Raw genomic sequence first — 19,150 nt, 5'->3', positions numbered from 1 at the left:
ACCTCCTGCAAACGTTTGCAGCAGAACTAAACACGTCGATGCCCCGTCGTCAAGAAATCCGCACGGTTTCGCGCCGATATATCCCTATTAGAGAGTGCTCAGTGGGCGTTCAATGCGGACAGCGGACACGAAGCCGCAATAAATGACCGTTGACAGAGCTACAACCGTTTGCATTAATTGGCGACCAGAGTGACCCCGACCACAGCCACATCCATCGACGGAAGGGCCGGCGTGCCAGCCACGATTCGCGACGTCGCACGGGAGTCCGGAGTGCACATCTCCACGGTCTCCCGGACGTTCTCGGCGCCGCACCTGGTCAACCCGGAGACCCGGACCCGCGTGCTGGCCTGCGCCGAGCAGCTCGGCTACCGGCCCAACCGGGCGGCCCGGGCGCTGATCACCGGCCGCACGTACAACGTCGGCCTGATCGTGGCCGACATCGCCAACCCGTTCTTCCCGCCCCTGATCAAGGCCGCGGAGAGCCAGGCCCGGCAGCGGGACTACCACATCTTCGTCGCCGACTCCAATGAGGACGCCGCGGTCGAGGAGGACCTGGTCCGCGCGCTGGCCAAGCAGGTCGACGGCATCCTGCTGTGCAGCCCGCGGATGAGCAACAGCCTGATCGAGCTGCTCAGCCGGGAGGTGCCGCTGGTCGTCGTCAACCGGGCGATCGCCGGCCTGCCCACGGTCGTCATGGACGTGGCGCAGGGCGCCCGGCTCGCGGTCGAGCACCTGGCCGGGCTCGGCCACCGCTCGATCGGCCTCATCGCCGGACCGCGCGGCTCCTGGACCAGCAAGGAGATCCGCCGCTCGGCGGCGACCGCGACCCGGGCCGCCGACGCCGAACTCGTCGTCATCGGCCCCAACCCGCCCACCGAGCACGGCGGCGCGGCAACGGCCGAGCAGGTCCTGCGCAGCGGCGTCACCGCCGTGCTCGCCTACAACGACCTCATGGCCATCGGCCTCATCCAGGGCCTGCACGCGCTCCGCGTGCGGGTACCCGAGGACATCAGCGTCGTCGGCATCGACGACATCGCGCTGAGCCGCCTGATCCACCCCAAGCTGACCACGGTGGCGACACCTGCCGCCGCCGCGGGACGGGCGGCCGTCGACATGCTCCTAGCGCACGGCGACGACCGCCGCACCACCGCACACGCGAGCCTTCAGACCGAACTGGTCATCCGCGACTCGACGGGACCGGGCCCGGATCCGCACAGCCATGCGGATCCGGGCTACGCGGCTGCCGCCGCCCCCGACGCTGTCGCCTCCTACGCCAAGGAGTGAGCGCAATGCACCCCGACAAGACCCCGACGGCGGGCGCGCGAACCACGCGCGGTCACCGTACCGCGACCAGGCGACGGCTCCTCGCCGCGGCCCTGGTCATACCCCTGGCCCTCGGCGGCGCCGCCGCCTGTGGCGGCGACGACTCCAGCGACGGCAAGATCGAGCTGTCCATCTTCTGGTGGGGCGCCGAGAAGCGCGCCGAGCTGACCGAGAAGGCGCTCGACCTGTACCACTCCAAGCACCCCGAGGTCACCTTCAAGAAGACCTGGCAGGCCAACCAGGGCTACTTCGACAAGCTCGCCACGCTCACCGCGGGCGGCAACGCGCCCGACATCTTCCAGATCGACGACAACTACATCGCCGAGTACGCCGGCCGCAACGTCACCCTCGACTTCACCCCGTACGCGGGCGACGGCCGGCTCGACCTGTCCAAGTTCCCGCCCGGCCTGCGCGACTACGGCAAGGTGGACGGCAAGCTCGCCGGCGTCGCGTTCGGCGAGAACACCCAGGGCCTGGTCTTCGACAAGACCCTGCTGGACAAGAACAAGCTGCCCGCGCCGACGACCGGGATGAGCTGGGACGACTTCATCACCTGGGCGGCGAACGTCTCCAAGGTCGCCAAGGTGCCCGGCACGCAGGACCCGAGCGCCGTCTACCAGGCCTTCTGGGTCTGGCTGCGCCAGCAGGGCAAGGACCTCTACCAGGGCAAGGAGCTCGGCTTCACCGAGCAGGACGTCACCGCCTGGTTCGAGCTCTGGAAGGGCGCCCGCGCCCGCGGCGCCACGCCGACCCCGGACGTCATCCACGAGGGCAACGCCACCGACATCAGCAAGCAGCTGGTGGTCACCGGCAAGGCCGGCACCTCCTGGGTCTGGGCCAACCAGATGCCGGAGCTGAAGAAGAACACCGAGAACGACCTGAACGTCATCGCCTACCCCGGCGACCAGAAGGCGCAGTGGGCCCGCGCCTCGATGTACTTCTCGGTGTTCAGCGGCAGCCCGGAGAAGGACGCGGCCGTCGACGTGGTGAACTTCCTGGCCAACGACCCGGAGGCCGGCCTGATCCTCGGCACCGAGCGGGGCCTGCCGTCCAACCTCGACATCCGCAAGGCGGTCGAGGAGAGCACCACCGACCCGGCCATGAAGCAGACCATCGCGTTCCAGAACGAGCTCGGCAAGACCTTCGGGCCCGCTCCGGCCGTACCGTTGAAGGGTCACAGCAAGGTGCGCAGCGAGCTGGTGCGGATCGCCGAGGAGGTCCAGTTCGCGCGGCAGACGCCGGCGCAGGGCGCCGCGGCGTTCGTCGCCGCCGCCAAGGCCGCCATCGGGCAGGGCTGACGGTCGACGTGACCACGGTGCGACCGGCACACAGCCGACTCCGGACCGTCCCAGCGGGCCCTGCCGAACGGCAGGGCCCGCGCGGGCGGCGCAGGCACAGCGAGAACCTGCCGGGGTACGTATTCCTCTCGCCCTGGCTGCTCGGGCTGTTCGCGATCACGGCGATCCCGATGCTGCTCTCGCTCTACCTCAGCTTCACCGACTACGACGTGCTCACCCCGCTCTCGGAGGCGAACTGGGTGGGCTGGGACAACTACAAGCGGATGTTCACCGCCGACCCGTCCTACTGGCACGCGGTCGCCGTCACCTGCACGTTCGCGTTCGTCGCCGTGCCGCTGAAGCTGGCCGCCGCGCTGGGGGTGGCGATGCTGCTGAACCGCGGAATCCGCGGCATCGGCGTGTTTCGAGGGCTGTTCTACCTGCCGTCGCTGCTCGGCGGCAGCGTGGCGCTGGCCATCGTCTGGGTGAACATGTTCAACCGCGACGGCGCCTTCAACTCCTTCCTCGGCCTGTTCGGCATCGAGGGCGCGCCCTGGGTGAACGACCCGGCCTGGGCGCTGGAGACCCTGATGCTGCTGGCCATCTGGCAGTTCGGCGCCCCGATGGTGATCTTCCTGGCCGGCCTCAAGCAGGTGCCGACCGAGCTGTACGAGGCCGCCTCGGTCGACGGCGCCGGGTCCTGGCGGCAGTTCCGCAACGTGACCCTGCCCATGCTGTCCCCGGTGATCTTCTTCAACCTGGTGCTGGAGACGATCAACGGTTTCCAGGGCTTCACGTCCGCCTTCGTGCTCAGCAACGGCACCGGCGGGCCCGTCGACTCGACCCTGATGTACACCCTGGACCTCTACATCAAGGGCTTCGTCGAGCTGGACATGGGCTACGCCTCGGCGATGGCCTGGGTGTTCCTGCTGGCCATCGGGCTGATCACGGTGGTGCTGTTCCGCACCGGCCGGTTCTGGGTCCACTACTCCGACGGCGAGGACCGCTGATGCGTAGCCGGCTGCGCCTGCTCATGCTGATCGTCATCCTGGCGGTCGTGCTCTACCCGCTGGCCTGGATGGTCGGCACCTCGTTCAAGTCGCCGCAGGAGATCGCCAGCAACATCGGGCTGATTCCCACGGAGTTCACGCCGGGCAACTTCACCGCGGGCTGGCAGAAGTTCGACGTCGGCTTCGGCCGGTTCTTCATGAACAGCGCGATGGTCTCCGCGCTGACCGTGGTCGGCAACACGCTGTCCTGCCTGCTGGCCGCGTACGCGTTCGGCCGGCTGAAGTTCCGCGGCCGCAAGTTCTGGTTCGCCATCATGATCGCCACCCTGCTGCTGCCCGGGCACGTGCTGATCATTCCGCAGTACATCCTGTTCCGGACGCTCGGCTGGGTCGGCGGCGACTGGCCGTACCTGCCGCTGCTGGTGCCGCAGTTCCTGGCCACCGAGGCGTTCTTCGTGTTCCTCATCGTGCAGTTCATGCGGGGCATCCCGCGCGAGCTGGACGAGGCCGCCAAGATCGACGGCGCGTCGCCGTACAAGGTGTTCAGGCACGTCATCCTGCCGCTGAGCCGCCCGGCGCTGGTGACCACGGCGATCTTCTCGTTCATCTGGACCTGGAACGACTTCTTCCGGCAGCTTGTCTACCTCTCCGAGCTGCAGGACTACACGGCGCCGGTGGCGCTGACCCTGTTCATCGACTCGACGAGCGAGAGCTCGGTCGGCCCGATGTTCGCGATGTCGCTGCTGTCGCTGGTCCCGGTGTTCATGTTCTTCGTGGCGTTCCAGCGCATGCTCGTCGAGGGCATCAACACCAGCGGGCTCAAGGGATGAGGCGGGACTGGCGGGACACCGTGCAGGTCGCGACCGACCTGGCGCTGCTCGGCCTGGTCGTGACGGCCGCGGCGCTGCCGCTGCTCACCGCGGGCGCCGCCGTGGCGGCCGGCAGCGCCGCGGTGCACCACCACCTGGAGCACGACCGGTGGCCGTCCGCGCGCCGGAGCTGGGCGGTCTTCCGCCGGGGCCTCGTGCCCGGCCTGCTCGCCGGCCCGGCCTGCGCGGCGGCGGCCGCCCTGGTCGTCGTCGACCTCCTGGCCGTACGCCGGGGCGCGGTGCCCGGCGGCACGCCGCTGCTGGTCCTCACGGCGGTGCTGGTCGCCGCCGCCGCCGGATACGCGGGGCTGACGGTCGTGGCCGTCGGCGCCCACCCGGGCCGGCCGTGGCGGGCCGCCGCCCGGCGCGTGCCGCTGAACCGGGCGCTGCCGGCGGCCGCCGGGGTGCTGGCGCTCGCCGGCGTCCTGGCCGTCCTGGTGCACCCCGTGCTGGTGCCGGTGCTGGCCGGTTACGCTCTGTTCGCGCTGCACGTGGTCGCCCGCCGCTTCCCGGTCCGCACCGGAGAATTCCTCACCCAGTGATGCAACCCCCCGGCCTCCCGGGCGCGTGATTACCCGCGACCGCACGGATTGGGGTGAGGATGAGTGATCGTGACTCGGCGTTCGCCGAGTACTTCGCGGCCCGTTCGGGTGCCCTGCGCGGCACGGCGTTCCTGCTCTGCGGGGACTGGCACCGCGCCGAGGACCTCGTACAGGCCGCGTTCACCAAGCTCTACGTGCACTGGAACAGGGTGGCGCGGCACGAGGCGCTGGACCCGTACGTCCGGAAGATGCTGATCCGCACCTTCATCGACGACGGGCGACGGGGCTGGCGACGGCGGGAACGCCCGCAGGACACGCCGGTCGAGCTTCCGGCGGCGCAGGCGCACACCGACGACCGGCTGGTGCTCATGCGCGCGCTGGCCGCGGTGCCGCCGCGGCAGCGCGCGGTGCTGGTCCTGCGCTACTGGGAGGACATGTCGGTCGAGGAGGCCGCGGCCGCCCTGAACTGCTCGGCCGGCACCGTCAAGAGCCAGGCGGCGCGCGGGCTGAACGCGATGCGCGCGCTGGTGCCCCCACCCGTCAACGCCGAATGAGGAGAGGCACCGTGGACGAGAACGACCTGCGCGAAGCCATGCGCAGCACGCTGGTGGCCACGCCGGAGCCACCGCCGATGGACTCGGCGACGGCGGTCACCGCGGGCCGGCGGGCCGCGCGGCGGCGGATGACGCTGGCCGGCGCCGGGGCCGCCACGGTCCTGGTGGCGCTGGGCGTCGCGGCCGCCGGCCCGGGCCTGCGGCTGGTCGCCGGCGGCGACGGCGGCCCGTGGGCGGGCCCCGGCGCGACACCGACGATCCCCGCGCCCGACGACACCAAGCCGTCGTGGCCCATCGACGGCGACGGCAAGCCGCAGGAGGATGCGACCGCCCGCTCCGGCCTGCGCTACGAACAGGGCAAGCGCGTCCTGAACGGCATCCTGGCGGTGGCGCCGGACGGCTACATCCTGCCCACCGGCGAGGGGGACGACGGCATCCCGCTGCGCGATCACCAGGGCGCGGTCGAGGGCGACGGATCGTGGGGCTACCTGGCGTCGGCCGCCCTGACCAAGGGCAAGGGCACCGGACGGCTGCTGGTGGAGGTGCACACCGCGGACAACACCCTGGCCAAGGAGCCGTGCGCGCTCGCCCGCGGTTTCTGGGGCATGGGCGGCACCTGCGAGGAGACCACCGTCGGAACGGCGAAGGTCGGGGTGGTGGTCACCCCCGGCGACGACCAGCGGCTGGACCAGTGGGCGGCGTACCGGTACCCGGACGGGATCGTGGTCTTCGTGGCGCAGTCCCGCCACGCCTCCAACGCCCAGGGCGGGATGAAGCCGCTCGACGAGCTGCCCCTGACGGTGCCGCAGCTGGCCGCGCTCGCCGTCGACGACCGCTTCCACCTCGAGTAGGCGCCGCCCGCGGGATCCCGGGCCGCTCCGGTTGCCGTCGGATGGCAAGATCATGCTCCGTGATCGATGCTGACGCCGTGAGTGGTCCGGATCTCGTGGAGGCTCGCCCGTGAGGGCGGTCATCGTCGCGGCGGGGGTCGCGTTCCTCGTCTCCCTGTTCGGCACGCCGGTGGCGATCCGGTTCTTTACCGCGCTCAAGGCCGGACAGCCGATCCGTTCCCTCGGGCTCGCCTCGAACCAGGGTAAGACGGGCACTCCTGCGATGGGTGGCGTCGTGTTCATCGTGGCCACCCTCCTCGCCTACGTCGCCGGGCATCTGGCGCTGATCACGCTGCCCGAGCGGCAGATCGCGCAGGAGATGCCGACCATGACGGCCCTCGTCCTGCTCGGCCTCTTCGTCTTCTGCGGCGCGGTCGGCTTCATCGACGACTTCCTCAAGGTCCGCAAGCGCAACTCCGACGGCCTGTCCGCCAAGGGCAAACTGCTCGCCCAGGCGATCATCGGCGGCGGGTTCGGTCTCGCCGCGCTCTACGAGGCGAGCACCAACGGCCAGACCGTTGCCAGCGAGCACATCTCGTTCATCCGGGACATCAGCTGGCTCGACGTCGGCAAGGTCGGCTCGGTGATGGTGTTCGTCTTCGTGATCACGGCGATGTCGAACGGCGTGAACCTCACCGACGGCCTCGACGGCCTGGCCACCGGCGCGTCGATCCTGGTGCTCGGCGCGTACGCGCTCATCGGGTTCTGGCAGTACCGGCACTGGTGCGCCGACGAGACGTACGCCCGCGCGAACGACTACTGCTACCAGGTCCGGGATCCCCTCGAGGTCGCCATGATCGCGGCGGCGGCCGCCGCCGCCTGCGTGGGCTTCCTGTGGTGGAACACGTCCCCGGCGAGGATCTTCATGGGTGACGTGGGCGCGCTCGGGCTCGGTGCCCTGATCGGCGGGCTCGCGGTGGCGACCCGCACCACGCTGCTGTCGATCCTGATCGGCGGGCTCTTCTTCATCATCACGATCACCTGGGTGATCCAGATCGTCTCGTTCCGGACCACCGGCAGACGGGTCTTCCGGATGGTGCCGCTGCACCACCACTTCGAGCTGGCCGGGTGGAGCGAGGTCAACATCGTGGTCCGGTTCTGGACCATCGCCGGCGTCTGCGTGGCGGCCGGCCTGGGCCTGTTCTACTCGGATTTCCTGGCGGCCGTCGGATAGGACGCGATGCCCCGGCGGCGCGGACGCCGCCGGGACGCCACGGGTTACCGCTCGCCGGTGATGTAGCCGGCGAGCTCGGAGCGCTCCGTCTCCAGCTCGCCGATCCGCTCCTTGACGACGTCGCCGATGCTGACGATGCCGCGCAGGGTGCCGTCCACGAGGACCGGCACGTGCCGGAACCTCCGCTCGGTCATCAGCCGCTCCACGTCCTCCAGCGAGGCCTCCGGCGCGACCGACTGCACCTCGGCGGTGTGGATGGCCGACACCGGCTCGGTCAGCACGGCGGCGCCGCGGACGGCGAGCGCCCGCACGATGTCGCGCTCGCTGACGATGCCGTCGACCGAGGACCCGTCCCGGGATACCACGATGGCGCCGATCCGGTGCTCGGCCAGCACCGAGAGCAGCGTCTCTACCAGCGTCTCGGGCGGCACCGTGACGACGCGACCGCCCTTGACACGAAGAATGTCACTGATACGCATGATTCCTCCCCAGGCCTGGTCCTTAACAGCCTAGGGTGCGGCGGCCCGCTTACGCCGGTGTAAGCGCTTCATCATCCACTTTTGGGTCGGGGGCCGGTCCGACGCTGTCTGATGTTTCCGTGTTCAACTTTGCCGGTGGATCGTCAACGGCTCAGCAGCATCGCGCACACCCACCACCCGATCGCGGCGCCGGTCTTCGGCGTCAACGTCAACCGGCTCCTGCGCCGGGCCGGCCGGCAGCCGGCGGCACGCATCCTCGACCTCGGCTGCGGAGAGGCCGCGTGGACGCTACAGGCGCTGGCGCACTACCCCGACGGCCACGCGGACGGCGTCGACATCTGCCACCACGGCCTCGAGCGCGCGGCGGCCGCCGCGGCCGAGCGCGGCCTCGCCGACCGGCTGACCCTGCACGAGCGCGACGCGCGGGGTTACGTGGCCGACGGCGACTACGACCTGGTGCTCTGCGTCGGCGCGACGCACGCGTTCGGCGGGTTCGCCGAGACCCTCGAGTCGGCCGGACGGCACGTGAAGCCCGACGGCATCCTGATGATCGGCGAGGGTTTCTGGCAGGTCCCGCCGACGCCCGAGGCGCTGGCCGGGCTACAGGCCACCCCGGCGGACCTCACCGACCTGCCCACCCTCGTCGATGTCGCCGAGCGGTCCGGCTGGGCACCGGTGTACGCACACGTCAGCGACACCGCCGAGTGGGACAACTACGAATGGTCCTGGACGGGGTCCCTGACCGAATGGGCCCTCGACAATCCCGGCCACCCCGACGCCGCGGTGGCGCTCGCCCGCGCCCGCGAGCACCGCGACGCGTGGCTGCGCGGTTACCGCAACGTGCTGGGCTTCGTGACGCTGGTACTGCGCCGTACCTGAGCGCCGGCCCGTCCGGGTCCGGACATCCCGTATTCCTTCCTGTTTGATCGCAAGAGTCGGAAGGGGCGATAAACGAGCCTCTATCCGCGCGGTCCCCCGCATCCATTCTCGACGTGTTGTCATTCGCGCCAATGACATCGCCTTGATGGGGGTGGGTGACCGTGTCATATCGGCGCTCGATATCCGCGTTCCTGGCGGCCGCACTGATAGCAACCACAACGGCCGTTGTCGGATCATCCGCGCCGGCGGCCGCGGCCGTGCTGCCTGCGGGCTTTCGCGAACAGACCGTCCTGACCGGACTCGATCAGCCGATGAACATCGAATTCGCGCCCGACGGCCGCATCTTCGTCGCCGAGAAGGCGGGCCGGATCAAAGTATTCGACTCCATAGCCGATCCGACACCGACCCTCTTCGCCGACCTTTCGGTCAACGTGCACAATCAGAACGACCGGGGTTTTCTCGGACTCGCACTGCATCCCGATTTTCCCACCCAACCGTACGTTTACGTGCTCTATACCTATGACGCGCCGCCGGGTCAGGTCGCGCCGGTGTGGAACGACAACTGCAGCGCGATCGGCGGCGCCAACGGCGGGCGGTGCGTCGTCACCGCCCGGCTGTCCCGCCTACAGGCGGCCGGCGACGTCATGACCGGCACCGAGGAGGTGCTGCTGCACGACTGGTGCCAGCAGTTCTCCTCGCACTCGATCGGCGACCTGCACTTCGGCGCGGACGGCATGCTCTACGTCACCGCCGGCGACGGCGCCAGCTTCAACGTCGTCGACTACGGCCAGCTCGGCACCCCGGTCAACCCGTGCGCCGACCCGCCCGGCGGCACGATGGCGCCGCCCACCGCCGAGGGCGGCGCGCTGCGCTCGCAGGACGTCCGCACCTCGGCCGACCCGACCGGGCTCGACGGCTCGCTGCTTCGCCTGGACCCGCTCACCGGCGCGGCCGCGGCCGGCAACCCGGCCGCCGCGTCGGCGGACCCCAACACCCGGCGGATCATCGCGCACGGGCTGCGCAACCCGTACCGGTTCGCGATGCGCCCGGGCACCGGCGAGGTGTGGCTCGGCGACGTCGGATGGGCCACCTGGGAGGAGATCAACCGCCTCACCAACCCGACCGCCCGGGTCACCAACTTCGGCTGGCCGTGCTTCGAGGGCACCGCCCGGCACGGCGGGTACGACGGCGCCAACGTCAACATCTGCGAGGGGCTGTACACGGCGGGCGGGCAGTCCGGGCCGCACTACGCGTACCAGCACACCGAGAAGGTCGTCGCCGGCGAGACCTGCCCGTCCGGCGGATCCAGCATCTCCGGCATGGCGTTCTACCCGACCTCGGGCGGCGACTACCCGGCCTCGTACCAGGGCGCGGTGTTCTTCGCCGACTACACCCGCGACTGCATCTGGGCGATGCGCCCGGCCGCACCCGGCGGGGTTCCGGACGCGGCCAACCGGCAGACCTTCGTCGCGGCCGCGTCGAACCCGGTCGACCTCGCGATCGGACCCGGCGGCGACCTGTACTACGCCGACGCGGCCGGCACCATCAAGCGGATCCGCTACTTCTCCGGCAACCAGCCGCCGAACGCGGTCCTCGTCGCGGCGCCGACCACCGGGCACGGGCCGCTGACCGTCGACTTCGACGCCGGACAGTCCACCGACCCGGACCCGGCCGACGAGGGCCTGCTGCGCTACGAGTGGGACTTCACCGCCGACGGCACCGTCGACGCCCGGACGCCGACCGCGACGTACACCTATCCGCCCGGCGGGCCGTACACGGCGCGGCTGCGGGTGCTGGACACCCTCGACGCGGCCGACACCCAGACCGTCGAGATCCAGGCCGGCAACACCCCGCCGGAGGCGTTCGTCGACGCGCCGGCGGCCGGCACCACGTTCGCGGTCGGCGACACGATCTCCTTCGCCGGGCACGCCACCGACCCCGAGCTGGGCGACCTTCCCGCGGCGGCCCTGCGCTGGCGGCTGCTGCAATACCACTGCTACACCCTGGACAACTGCCACATCCACACGGTGCAGGAGTGGAACGGGGTCGCGGCGGCGTCGTTCCCGGCACCGGACCACGAGTATCCGTCGTACCTGGAGCTGGTGCTGACCGCCACCGACTCCGGCGGGCTGTCGGCGACGAGCACCCGGCGCATCGACCCGCGCACCGTCGACCTGACGTTCAACAGCAACCCGCCCGGCCTGCAGGTGGCGGTGGGCAGCACCGTGCAGACCACGCCGTTCACCCGCACGGTGATCCAGGGCTCGCAGAACTCGGTGAGCGGCGTGACCCCGCAGAGCGCCGGCGGCACCGCCTACGTCTACGCCGCCTGGTCCGACGCGGGCGCGCAGACGCACGTCATCGTCGCGCCGACGACGCCGAAGACCTACACCGCGACCTTCGTACGGCAGCGGCTCCCGCAGTCGCAGCTCAAGGTGCGCTCGGTCGACAGCCAGGAGACCACCGGCCCACCCACGAACGCGCTCGACGGCAATCCGGCGACACACTGGCACACCCAGTGGGTCGCCGCCGATCCCAAGCATCCGCACCAGATCACGCTGGACCTCGGCGCGACGTACAGCGTGACCGGCCTGTCCTACCTGCCCCGGCAGAACTCGACGAACGGCCGGATCGCCCGCTACGAGGTGCTGGTCTCCACCGACGGCACCAACTGGGGCACGCCCGTCGCCAAGGGCACCTGGCCGAACGGCACCGTCGAGCAGACGGTCACCTTCGCCGGCAAGACCGGTCGCTACGTGCGGCTCCGGGCGCTCTCGGAGGTGGCCGGCCGGGCCTGGACGACGGCGGCCGAGCTCAACGTGGCCGTCGCGCAGCGGGTGCCGCGGGTGACGATGAAGGTCCGCTCGGCCGACAGCCAGGAGACCGTCGGCGAGAACGGCCGGGCGACGAACGTGCTGGACGGCAACACGGCCACCTACTGGCACACACAGTGGCAGGCCGCCGCTCCCGCGCACCCGCACGAGATCCAGCTCGACCTGGGCCGCGCGGGCAGCGTCAGCTGCGTCTACTACCGGCCGCGGCAGAACAGCGCCAACGGCCGGATCGCGGACTACGAGGTGTACACCTCAACCGACGGCACCAACTGGGGCACCCCCGCCGCGACCGGGACCTGGCTGAACAACACGGCCGAGCAGAACGCCTGCTTCAGCGCGCGGACCGCCCGCTACATCCGGCTGCGGGCGCTGTCGGAGGTGGCCGGCAAACCGTGGACGAGCGCCGCGGAGATCGGCGTAATAGGCAGGTGATCTCGCCGCCCCGGGCACTGCCGCGGCGCCCGGGGCGGAGTTAGGATTCCGTCCACATAGCTCCAGCGGTGATTCGAGGGGACACAGCCGTGAACCAGACGCCCGCTTCCGGGTCCGAACTGAACGACCAGCTCAACACCGAGGTCGCGCACTCGGCCCGGTTGTGGAACTACCTGCTCGGCGGCAAGGACAACTTCGCCGCCGACCGGGAGGCCGCCGAGTACGCGCTGGCCCTCATGCCCGAGCTCGTGCAGTCCGCCCGGGCGAACCGCGAGTTCCTCGGCCGGGCGGTGCGCTACCTGGCCGGCGAGGCGGGTATCCGGCAGTTCCTCGACATCGGTACGGGCCTGCCGACGGCGAACAACACGCACGAGGTCGCGCAGGAGGCGGCGCCCAGCAGCCGGATCGTCTACGTCGACAACGACCCGATGGTGCTGGTGCACGCCCGGGCCCTGCTGACCAGCACCCCCGAGGGCGCCACCGACTACATCGACGCCGACGCCAACGACGTCGAACGGATCCTCCAGGACGCGGCGAAGACGCTCGACTTCACCGAGCCGGTCGCGATCATGCTGCTCGGCATCGTCAACTTCATCGTCGACGACGCCGCGGCGCGGGCGGTGGTCCGGCGCCTGGTCGAGGCGGTGCCGCCCGGCAGCTACCTGGTGATCTCGCACCCGACCACCGAGGTCAACGGCCCCGCGGTCGAGCAGTCCATGCGCCAGTGGAACGAGAGCGGGGCCGCGCCGATCACCGCGCGCACCCGGACCGAGATCGCCGACTTCTTCGACGGCCTCGAGCTGCTCGACCCCGGCGTCGTGACCTGCTCGGCGTGGCGCCCGGACCCGCTGCACCCCGGCATCACCGACAAGGTCTCCGAGTTCGCCGGCGTCGGGCGCAAACCGGCCTGATCCGGACTATTTGGACGGACTTCGGCCCGCTTCGTAGCGGAGGGCGATCACGATGGCGGATATCCGTCACCGTCTGGCGTGGATCGCGGCGCCGAAGGGGCGTACAAACAGTCCGTAGACGGTGCGCCGGCGGAGTTCCCGCGGGTGCTCGACGGCTTGCGGGCGCGCGGGATCGAGGTGGGCCATGCCGACCTATGACGATCCGGCCTTCGGCGAGCTCACCGATCCCCGCGTGCGGCTGCTCATCGACCTGCTGAGCCGCGACGTCCACGGCGAGCTGATAGCCGTCGCGCTGAGCTCGGCGGGGCTCGACCCCGGCGACTACCCGCTCGACCGTGCCCGGCTGACGTGGACGGCGGCGGTGCCCGACGCGGCCCGGCTCGGCCGGCTGGGCGCCCTGATCGAGGTGGTCTCCGCCACCCGGCCCACGTTCACCCGCGAGCTGGAGTCGCGGCTCGCCCTGCTGCTGCGGCCCCCGCCGGCCGGCGGGTACTCCGAGGACGACCCCTACAGGTGCTCGTTCGTCGGGCTCCGCGGCGCCCGCGCCGTCATCGACCGGGCCGGGCTGCGCGACGGGCTCCGCGACCTCGCCGAGGACCAGTACTGGGTGCTCGTCGTGCACGGGCACCCGCGGTCCGGCAAGTCGCACACCTGGCTGCTCGTCGATCACCTGAGAAACGTCGGCAAGCTGGTCGGCGTCAACCGCTTCGCCCGGGTGACGACGCACCGCTGGAGCGGCGAGGTCACCGGCGAGGCGGTCGCCATGTCGCTGGCGTCCGAGCTGGGCCTGCCGGTCACCCTGTCGCCCAGCGGGGAGCTCGACGACGCCCGGGTCCGCAAGTTCCTCGACCACCTCGTCGGCGTCTACCCCGGCGACGACGGCGTCACGCGCTGGATCATCCTCGACGGGCTGGACCGGCCCGGCGTGCAGGAGGGCGCCCGGGACCTGGCCCGGGGCCTGATCCAGCTCGTCGAGGACGGCGAGCTGCCGCAGACCCGGCTCATCGTTACCGGGCTCGACCCGCTCGGGCTGCATGTGGGCTACGCCGTCCGCACCGAGGAGATCCCGGCGATCGACGGCACGCTGCTGCGCGCCTTCCTCACCGACGTCGCCGCGCGGCTCGGCCGGGACATCGGCGACGCGGAGCTGGACGCGTGGATCACCGAGATCCTCGGGCCGGTACCGGCCGCGCGCGACCTCAGCGAGGTGGAGGCGGCCGTCGTCCGGCTGGTGCGGTCGAACTGGACCCGGGAGGCGGGTCCGGTTGGTGAGACCCCCGGTACGGCGGCGGCCGGCGCGGACCGGCTGGTGCGCGCCGCCGTGCTCTCGGTCTTCGACCTCGACTGGCTGGAGCCGGGCCTGGCCGACGCCTCCGGCGCCGACCGCCTCGCGAACTTCCTCGCCGACTCGTGCGAGCGGGTCGTCGACGTGCGGGGCGTGCCGCGGTGGCGGCTGCGCGACGACGAGCGCCTGCGGGTGCTGCGCTCCGTGCCGCGCGAGGTGTTGCTCGCCGCCGTCGACGCCGCGCCGCGGCGCCCGGACGAGCCGGTCCAGCACGTGCTCGAGCGCTACCTGCGCGGCACGCTGCCGCCGCCGGCGTCCCTGGCACCCGCCGAGCTCACCGGGGTGTTGCAGCTGGAGCGCTGGCTGGGCCCGCGGCCCGGGCTGCCGGCGCGGCGCGACGTCGAGTCGCGCCTGGACTGGCTGAACCTCCTCGCGCCGCTGCGGCGGCTGCTCGCCCGCGGCTTCGTGGGCCGCGAGGACGTGCTCGCCGCCCTGACCGCACACGTCGACGCGCCGCACCCGCGGCCGCCGTTCGTCATCGAGGGCGTCGCCGGCAGCGGCAAGTCGGCGGTGCTCGCCCGCCTCGTCGAGACCGTGGTGGCCCGCGGCGACCTGGTCTGTTACGCCGGCTTCGACCGGTCCTGGCTGGTACAGGGCGGCGGATGGTCCCTGCTCCAGGAGGTGGCGCGGCAGATCGGCATGCAGCTGCCCGCGGACCCGCCGGGCCAGGAGCCGGTGACCCGGCTCCGCCGGCAGGTGCGGCGGTTCGTCCAGCGGATGGGATATTCCGACGTCGCGTCCCGCATCACCCAGCAGCTGGAGCCGGTGCCCGCCACCCTGCTCAGCGACCTCGGCCGGATCGTCGCCGGGCGCCGCCTCGTGCTGGTGATCGACACCGTCGAGGAGCTCGCGCGCCGCGACCCGTCGCTGGCCGTCGCGTGCTCCATGTTCCTGAAACAGCTCGCCAGGGCGGTGCCCGGCCTGCGCGTGGTGGCCGCGGGGCGGGCGCGGCCCCGGTCCGGCTTCACCGCCGGGCGGGTGTGGACGCTGCCGGGTCTTGACGACCACGACGGCGTCCTGCTCCTGCGCCGGCTCACCGGCACGGACGGCGACCAGGAGCTGATGCTGCGCGTCGTCCGCGCGACGGCGGGCGACCCGCTGAGCCTGCACCTGGCCGCGGACGTGTTGCGGCGCACGGGTTCGGACCCGGCCCGGCTCATCGCGATCGGCGAGGGCGACGTGCGGGGGCGGCTGTACTCCCGGCTGCTGGAGCACATCAAGGACCGGCGCGCGCGGGCGATCGCGCACCCGGGCCTGGTCGTCCGGCGCGTCACGCCCGAGGTGATCCGCCAGGTCCTCGCCGAGCCGTGCGGCCTCGCGCCGCTGAGCGGGCCGGACGCCGACGAGGTCTTCCGGGCGCTGCGGGACGAGGCGACGCTCTGCGAGCCGTCGACCGACGGCGACGGGGCGCTGGTGCACCGCCCCAACGTGCGCGCGCTCATGCTGGGCGCGATCACCCGGGACCGGCCCGCCGCCGCCCGGGCGATACACGAGGCCGCGGTGCGGTTCTACCGGCTCGCACCGCCGGGGCCGGGCGATCACGTCGCCCGCCGGGAGGAGCTGTACCACCGGCTGATGCTCAAGGAGCCGGCGCGGGAGCTGGACCCGCGGTGGACGCCGTCGGTCGCCGACGAGCTCGCCGCCGTGATGGACGAGATGCCCGCGGAGTCGCGGCTCTACCTCGCCGCGAAGGTCAAGGGCCTCAGGCTGGACCCCGAGGTACGCGCGGAGGCCGACGACCAGCGGTGGCGGCACTCCGTGCGCCCGTCCGCGGAGTCCCTGCTGGAGCGCGGGCAGTCGCGGGAGGCGCTGGAGCTGCTGCGCGAGCGGCGCGGACACGACGGCCGGGTGCTGCTGCCGGACCTGGAGATCGAGGCGCTCGAACGCCTCGACCGGGTGGACGAGGCGCTGGCGCTGGCGGAGGCGGAGCGGCGCCGGGCGTCCGGGCTCGGCCACGACGCGCGGATCCGCGACCTGGTTACGCGGCAGGCCCGGATCCTGGAGCGGACGGGCCGGCTGGAGCGGGCCTGGGAGCTGCTCGACGGGCTCGCGCGGCTGGACCGGTCCGCCGCCCGTCGGCGCGGCGCGGTGCTGGACGACGACGTACGCCCGCGCGAGCTGGTGGTGCTCACCGGCCTCCTGCGGATCGCGCGGCACTCCGGCCGGATCGACCGCGGGGTCGTCGAGGAGCTGCGCGCCGAGACGGTCGCCCTGGCCGAGGCGACGCCGGCCCGGCTGCTGCGGCGCGGCCCGAGCCTTGTCCGGGACCTGGCGGCGGAGATCGGCGACCGTTCGCAGTGGATTCTCCGGCTCGCCACCGCCGTCCGGGGGTTCGACGTGGACCCGGGTGGCCTGCCGCCGCGGGAGCCGGTGGCGGGCGACACCGTGGCGTACGACGGGTTCGTCTCCGAGGCCGACAAGTCGCAGGGGTACCGGTAACGCCGCGGCGGGCGGTTGCGCCGGGCTGCGAGCATCGCCGGGTGCGAACCCCACCTCGGCCCGGCCGGCGGCGCGGGCTGCTGGTCGCGGCGTCCGCCGTGCTGGTCGCCGGCCTGCTGGCGTTCCACGCCGCCGTGCCGAACACGGCCGCGCACCTGGGCAGCCTGCTGGAGACGTTCCTGCCGTGGCTCGGCTTGAGCATCCCGGTGCTCGCCGGTCTGGCGCTGTGGCGCCGCCCGGCCGTGTCCCTGCCCGCCGTGCTGCTCGCCCTGCTCGCCTGGCTCGGCCTCTTCGGCGGGCATCTGCTGCCGGATCGGGACCGGGCCTCCGACGTCACCGCGGTGCAGCACAACGTCAGCGACGAGAACGCCGACCCGGCGGCGACGGTGCGCGGGCTCCTGGAGGTCCGGCCGGACCTGGTCGCCCTGGAGGAGCTGACCCCGGCCGCGCTGCCGGCGTACGCCGCGGCGTTTCCGCCGGAGTATCCGCACCACACCGTGCAGGGCACCGTCGGCCTGTGGTCGCGCTATCCGCTCACCGGGGCGGCCCCGGTGGACATCAGGCCGCGGGCCTTCGGCACCGACTGGAACCGCGGCCTGCGGGCCACGGCGCGCACCCCGCACGGCGACGTCGCCGTCTACGTCGCCCACCTGCCCTCGGTGCGCCTCGGGCTCACCGGGTTCGACTGCGCGCGGCGCGACGAGAGCGCCGCCCTGCTCGGCGCGAGGATCGCCGCCGAGCCGCTCGACCGGGTGCTCCTGCTGGGCGACCTGAACAACACGGTCCACGACCGGGGCCTCGAACCCATCGCCGCGCTGATGAGCACCGCGGAGTCGGACTTCGCGTTCAGCTGGCCCGCGGGTTACCCGGTCGCGCGGATCGATCAGATAATGGGTCGTTCACTGACCGTCACCGAGGTCTGGGCGCTGCCCGCGACCGGAAGCGACCACCTGCCGATCGCCGCGCGGATCAGCTTCCAGGGCTCCTGAGGGTCAGCACCGGATCAGGCCGGCCCGCTGCTTGGCCTCCAGCACGTGTAGGGCCGCGTCGTCGACCCGGGCCGCGAACGCCGGGTTCGCGCGGGCCTGCGCGATCAGCGCGGCGGTCATCGGCCCGGCGTCCTGCGGCCGGATCGTCAGCACCAGGTCGCCGCCCGCGCGCACGAAGCGGACCGCGCGCTGCCCCACCGGTACCGCCCGCGCCGCCTGCGCCGCGCCGAGGTCGTCGGACATGATCAGTCCGGTGTAGCCGAAACGGTCGCGCAGCAGCCCCGTGACGATCGGCCGCGAGAACGCCGCGATGGCCTCCGGGTCCAGCCTCGGATACGACGCCGACGAGATCATCACCCCCGCCGAGCCCGCGTCGATCCCGGCCACGAACGGCTCCAGATACGCGTCGCCGACCGTCGCGGTGCGATCGACCGCCCGGGTCGACGTGTCGGTGTTGGCACGCACCCGGCCCAACCCCGGGAAATGCTTGAGGATCGTCAGCACACCCGCACCCTGCGACGCCGGCACCACCGTACGGACGTCCTCGGCGACCCCGCCGGGATCCGAGCCGTACTCCCGGTGGAACGCCCCGATCGGCGGGTTGCCCTCACCCAGACCCGCCGGCACCGTGTCGGCCACCGGCGCCAGATTCACCGACACACCGACCCGGGCCAGCCGCCCCGCGTTGTCACGAACGGTGTCGCGCAGCACCGCCTTCGGCCCGGCACCCAGTCGCCGCGCCGACGGGATCAGCGGAAAGTCGGGACCCTTGAGGGTCTGCACGCTGCCGCCCTCCTGGTCGAGCGCGACCAGCAGCGGCATCGCGGCGTCGCCCTGAAGGGCGGCGATGTCCGCTCGCAGCGCGGCGGCGGGGCGCTTGCTGCGGCCGGCCAGGAACACGCCGCCGAGGTGGTGGCGCCGCACCGCCGCCCGCAGGCCGCGCGGGCGGTCGACCGGCGTGCCGACCATCAGCAACTGCCCGGCCCGCTCCCCCAGCGAGAGCCGGCCCACCGCCCCGGCGCACGCCGGCACGGCGGGCGGGGACGGCGGCGACGACGATACCGATGCCGACATCGACGGCGGGGCCGATGCGCCGGCGGCCGTCGACGGTGGACCGTCGTCCGTGGCGCTTCTGACCGCGAGGCCGGCGAGCACGATCGCCACCCCGGCCCCGGCGCTCCACCACCGCACGCGCTGTCTCAT

15 protein-coding genes are annotated in these 19,150 nt (G+C 72.2%); 13 read left to right on the top strand and 2 right to left on the bottom strand.

Going from position 1 to position 19,150, the window contains the following annotated elements; all coding sequences use genetic code 11:
• Positions 1 to 231 precede the first annotated feature (231 nt).
• From BJ971_RS15210 to mraY, 8 genes are all read left to right on the top strand, one after another.
• Complete coding sequence (locus tag BJ971_RS15210; protein ID WP_184993622.1) at positions 232 to 1,284, top strand: LacI family DNA-binding transcriptional regulator; 1,053 nt, start codon at positions 232 to 234, stop codon at positions 1,282 to 1,284.
• A gap of 5 nt (positions 1,285 to 1,289) precedes the next feature.
• Positions 1,290 to 2,621 carry an ABC transporter substrate-binding protein gene (locus BJ971_RS15205; RefSeq protein WP_184993620.1) on the top strand — a complete coding sequence of 444 codons (1,332 nt, stop codon included), beginning with the start codon at positions 1,290 to 1,292 and terminating at the stop codon, positions 2,619 to 2,621.
• Between the two features lie 8 nt (positions 2,622 to 2,629).
• On the top strand, positions 2,630 to 3,610 hold the full coding sequence (locus tag BJ971_RS15200; protein WP_184993618.1) for a carbohydrate ABC transporter permease: 981 nt from the start codon (positions 2,630 to 2,632) through the stop codon (positions 3,608 to 3,610).
• Positions 3,610 to 4,440 (top strand): carbohydrate ABC transporter permease, encoded by an 831-nt coding sequence (locus tag BJ971_RS15195; RefSeq protein ID WP_184993616.1) that lies wholly within the window; start codon positions 3,610 to 3,612, stop codon positions 4,438 to 4,440. Before BJ971_RS15200 ends, BJ971_RS15195 begins: the two co-directional genes overlap by 1 nt.
• Positions 4,437 to 5,021, top strand: coding sequence for a hypothetical protein (locus BJ971_RS15190; protein ID WP_184993614.1), 585 nt, complete (start codon positions 4,437 to 4,439; stop codon positions 5,019 to 5,021). Before BJ971_RS15195 ends, BJ971_RS15190 begins: the two co-directional genes overlap by 4 nt.
• 59 nt (positions 5,022 to 5,080) lie before the next feature.
• The gene (locus BJ971_RS15185; protein ID WP_184993612.1) at positions 5,081 to 5,575 is read left to right on the top strand and encodes a SigE family RNA polymerase sigma factor; all 495 of its coding nucleotides are present in this window, start codon (positions 5,081 to 5,083) and stop codon (positions 5,573 to 5,575) included.
• An 11-nt stretch (positions 5,576 to 5,586) separates the two neighbouring features.
• Complete coding sequence (locus tag BJ971_RS15180; protein ID WP_184993610.1) at positions 5,587 to 6,426, top strand: hypothetical protein; 840 nt, start codon at positions 5,587 to 5,589, stop codon at positions 6,424 to 6,426.
• A 109-nt stretch (positions 6,427 to 6,535) separates the two neighbouring features.
• A complete protein-coding gene (gene mraY / locus BJ971_RS15175) occupies positions 6,536 to 7,639 on the top strand; it encodes a phospho-N-acetylmuramoyl-pentapeptide-transferase (protein ID WP_184993608.1) in 1,104 nt (367 codons plus the stop codon).
• A gap of 44 nt (positions 7,640 to 7,683) precedes the next feature.
• Here the strand turns inward: mraY and BJ971_RS15170 are convergent, their stop codons facing one another.
• On the bottom strand, positions 7,684 to 8,118 hold the full coding sequence (locus BJ971_RS15170) for a CBS domain-containing protein (protein ID WP_184993606.1): 435 nt from the start codon (positions 8,116 to 8,118) through the stop codon (positions 7,684 to 7,686).
• A 135-nt stretch (positions 8,119 to 8,253) separates the two neighbouring features.
• Between BJ971_RS15170 and BJ971_RS15165 the strand changes: the two genes are divergently transcribed.
• The 5 genes from BJ971_RS15165 (at position 8,254) to BJ971_RS15145 (ending at position 17,947) form a co-directional block, all read left to right on the top strand.
• Entirely contained in the window at positions 8,254 to 8,997 is a 744-nt protein-coding gene (locus tag BJ971_RS15165) for an SAM-dependent methyltransferase (protein WP_184993604.1), read from the top strand.
• A 311-nt stretch (positions 8,998 to 9,308) separates the two neighbouring features.
• On the top strand, positions 9,309 to 12,263 hold the full coding sequence (locus tag BJ971_RS15160; RefSeq protein WP_184993602.1) for a discoidin domain-containing protein: 2,955 nt from the start codon (positions 9,309 to 9,311) through the stop codon (positions 12,261 to 12,263).
• Between the two features lie 89 nt (positions 12,264 to 12,352).
• Positions 12,353 to 13,174 (top strand): SAM-dependent methyltransferase, encoded by an 822-nt coding sequence (locus BJ971_RS15155; RefSeq protein ID WP_239087282.1) that lies wholly within the window; start codon positions 12,353 to 12,355, stop codon positions 13,172 to 13,174.
• A gap of 184 nt (positions 13,175 to 13,358) precedes the next feature.
• Positions 13,359 to 16,958 (top strand): P-loop NTPase family protein, encoded by a 3,600-nt coding sequence (locus BJ971_RS15150; protein WP_184993600.1) that lies wholly within the window; start codon positions 13,359 to 13,361, stop codon positions 16,956 to 16,958.
• A 41-nt stretch (positions 16,959 to 16,999) separates the two neighbouring features.
• Complete coding sequence (locus BJ971_RS15145; RefSeq protein WP_239087283.1) at positions 17,000 to 17,947, top strand: endonuclease/exonuclease/phosphatase family protein; 948 nt, start codon at positions 17,000 to 17,002, stop codon at positions 17,945 to 17,947.
• A gap of 3 nt (positions 17,948 to 17,950) precedes the next feature.
• Here BJ971_RS15145 and BJ971_RS15140 read toward each other — a convergent pair whose 3' ends face one another.
• Entirely contained in the window at positions 17,951 to 19,150 is a 1,200-nt protein-coding gene (locus tag BJ971_RS15140) for a glycoside hydrolase family 3 N-terminal domain-containing protein (RefSeq protein WP_260414982.1), read from the bottom strand.

It is taken from the genome of Amorphoplanes digitatis (genome assembly GCF_014205335.1).
GTDB lineage: Bacteria > Actinomycetota > Actinomycetes > Mycobacteriales > Micromonosporaceae > Actinoplanes > Actinoplanes digitatus.
The sequence above is the reverse complement of the archived record's forward strand: the minus strand, read 5'-3'. Positions and strand labels throughout refer to the sequence as shown.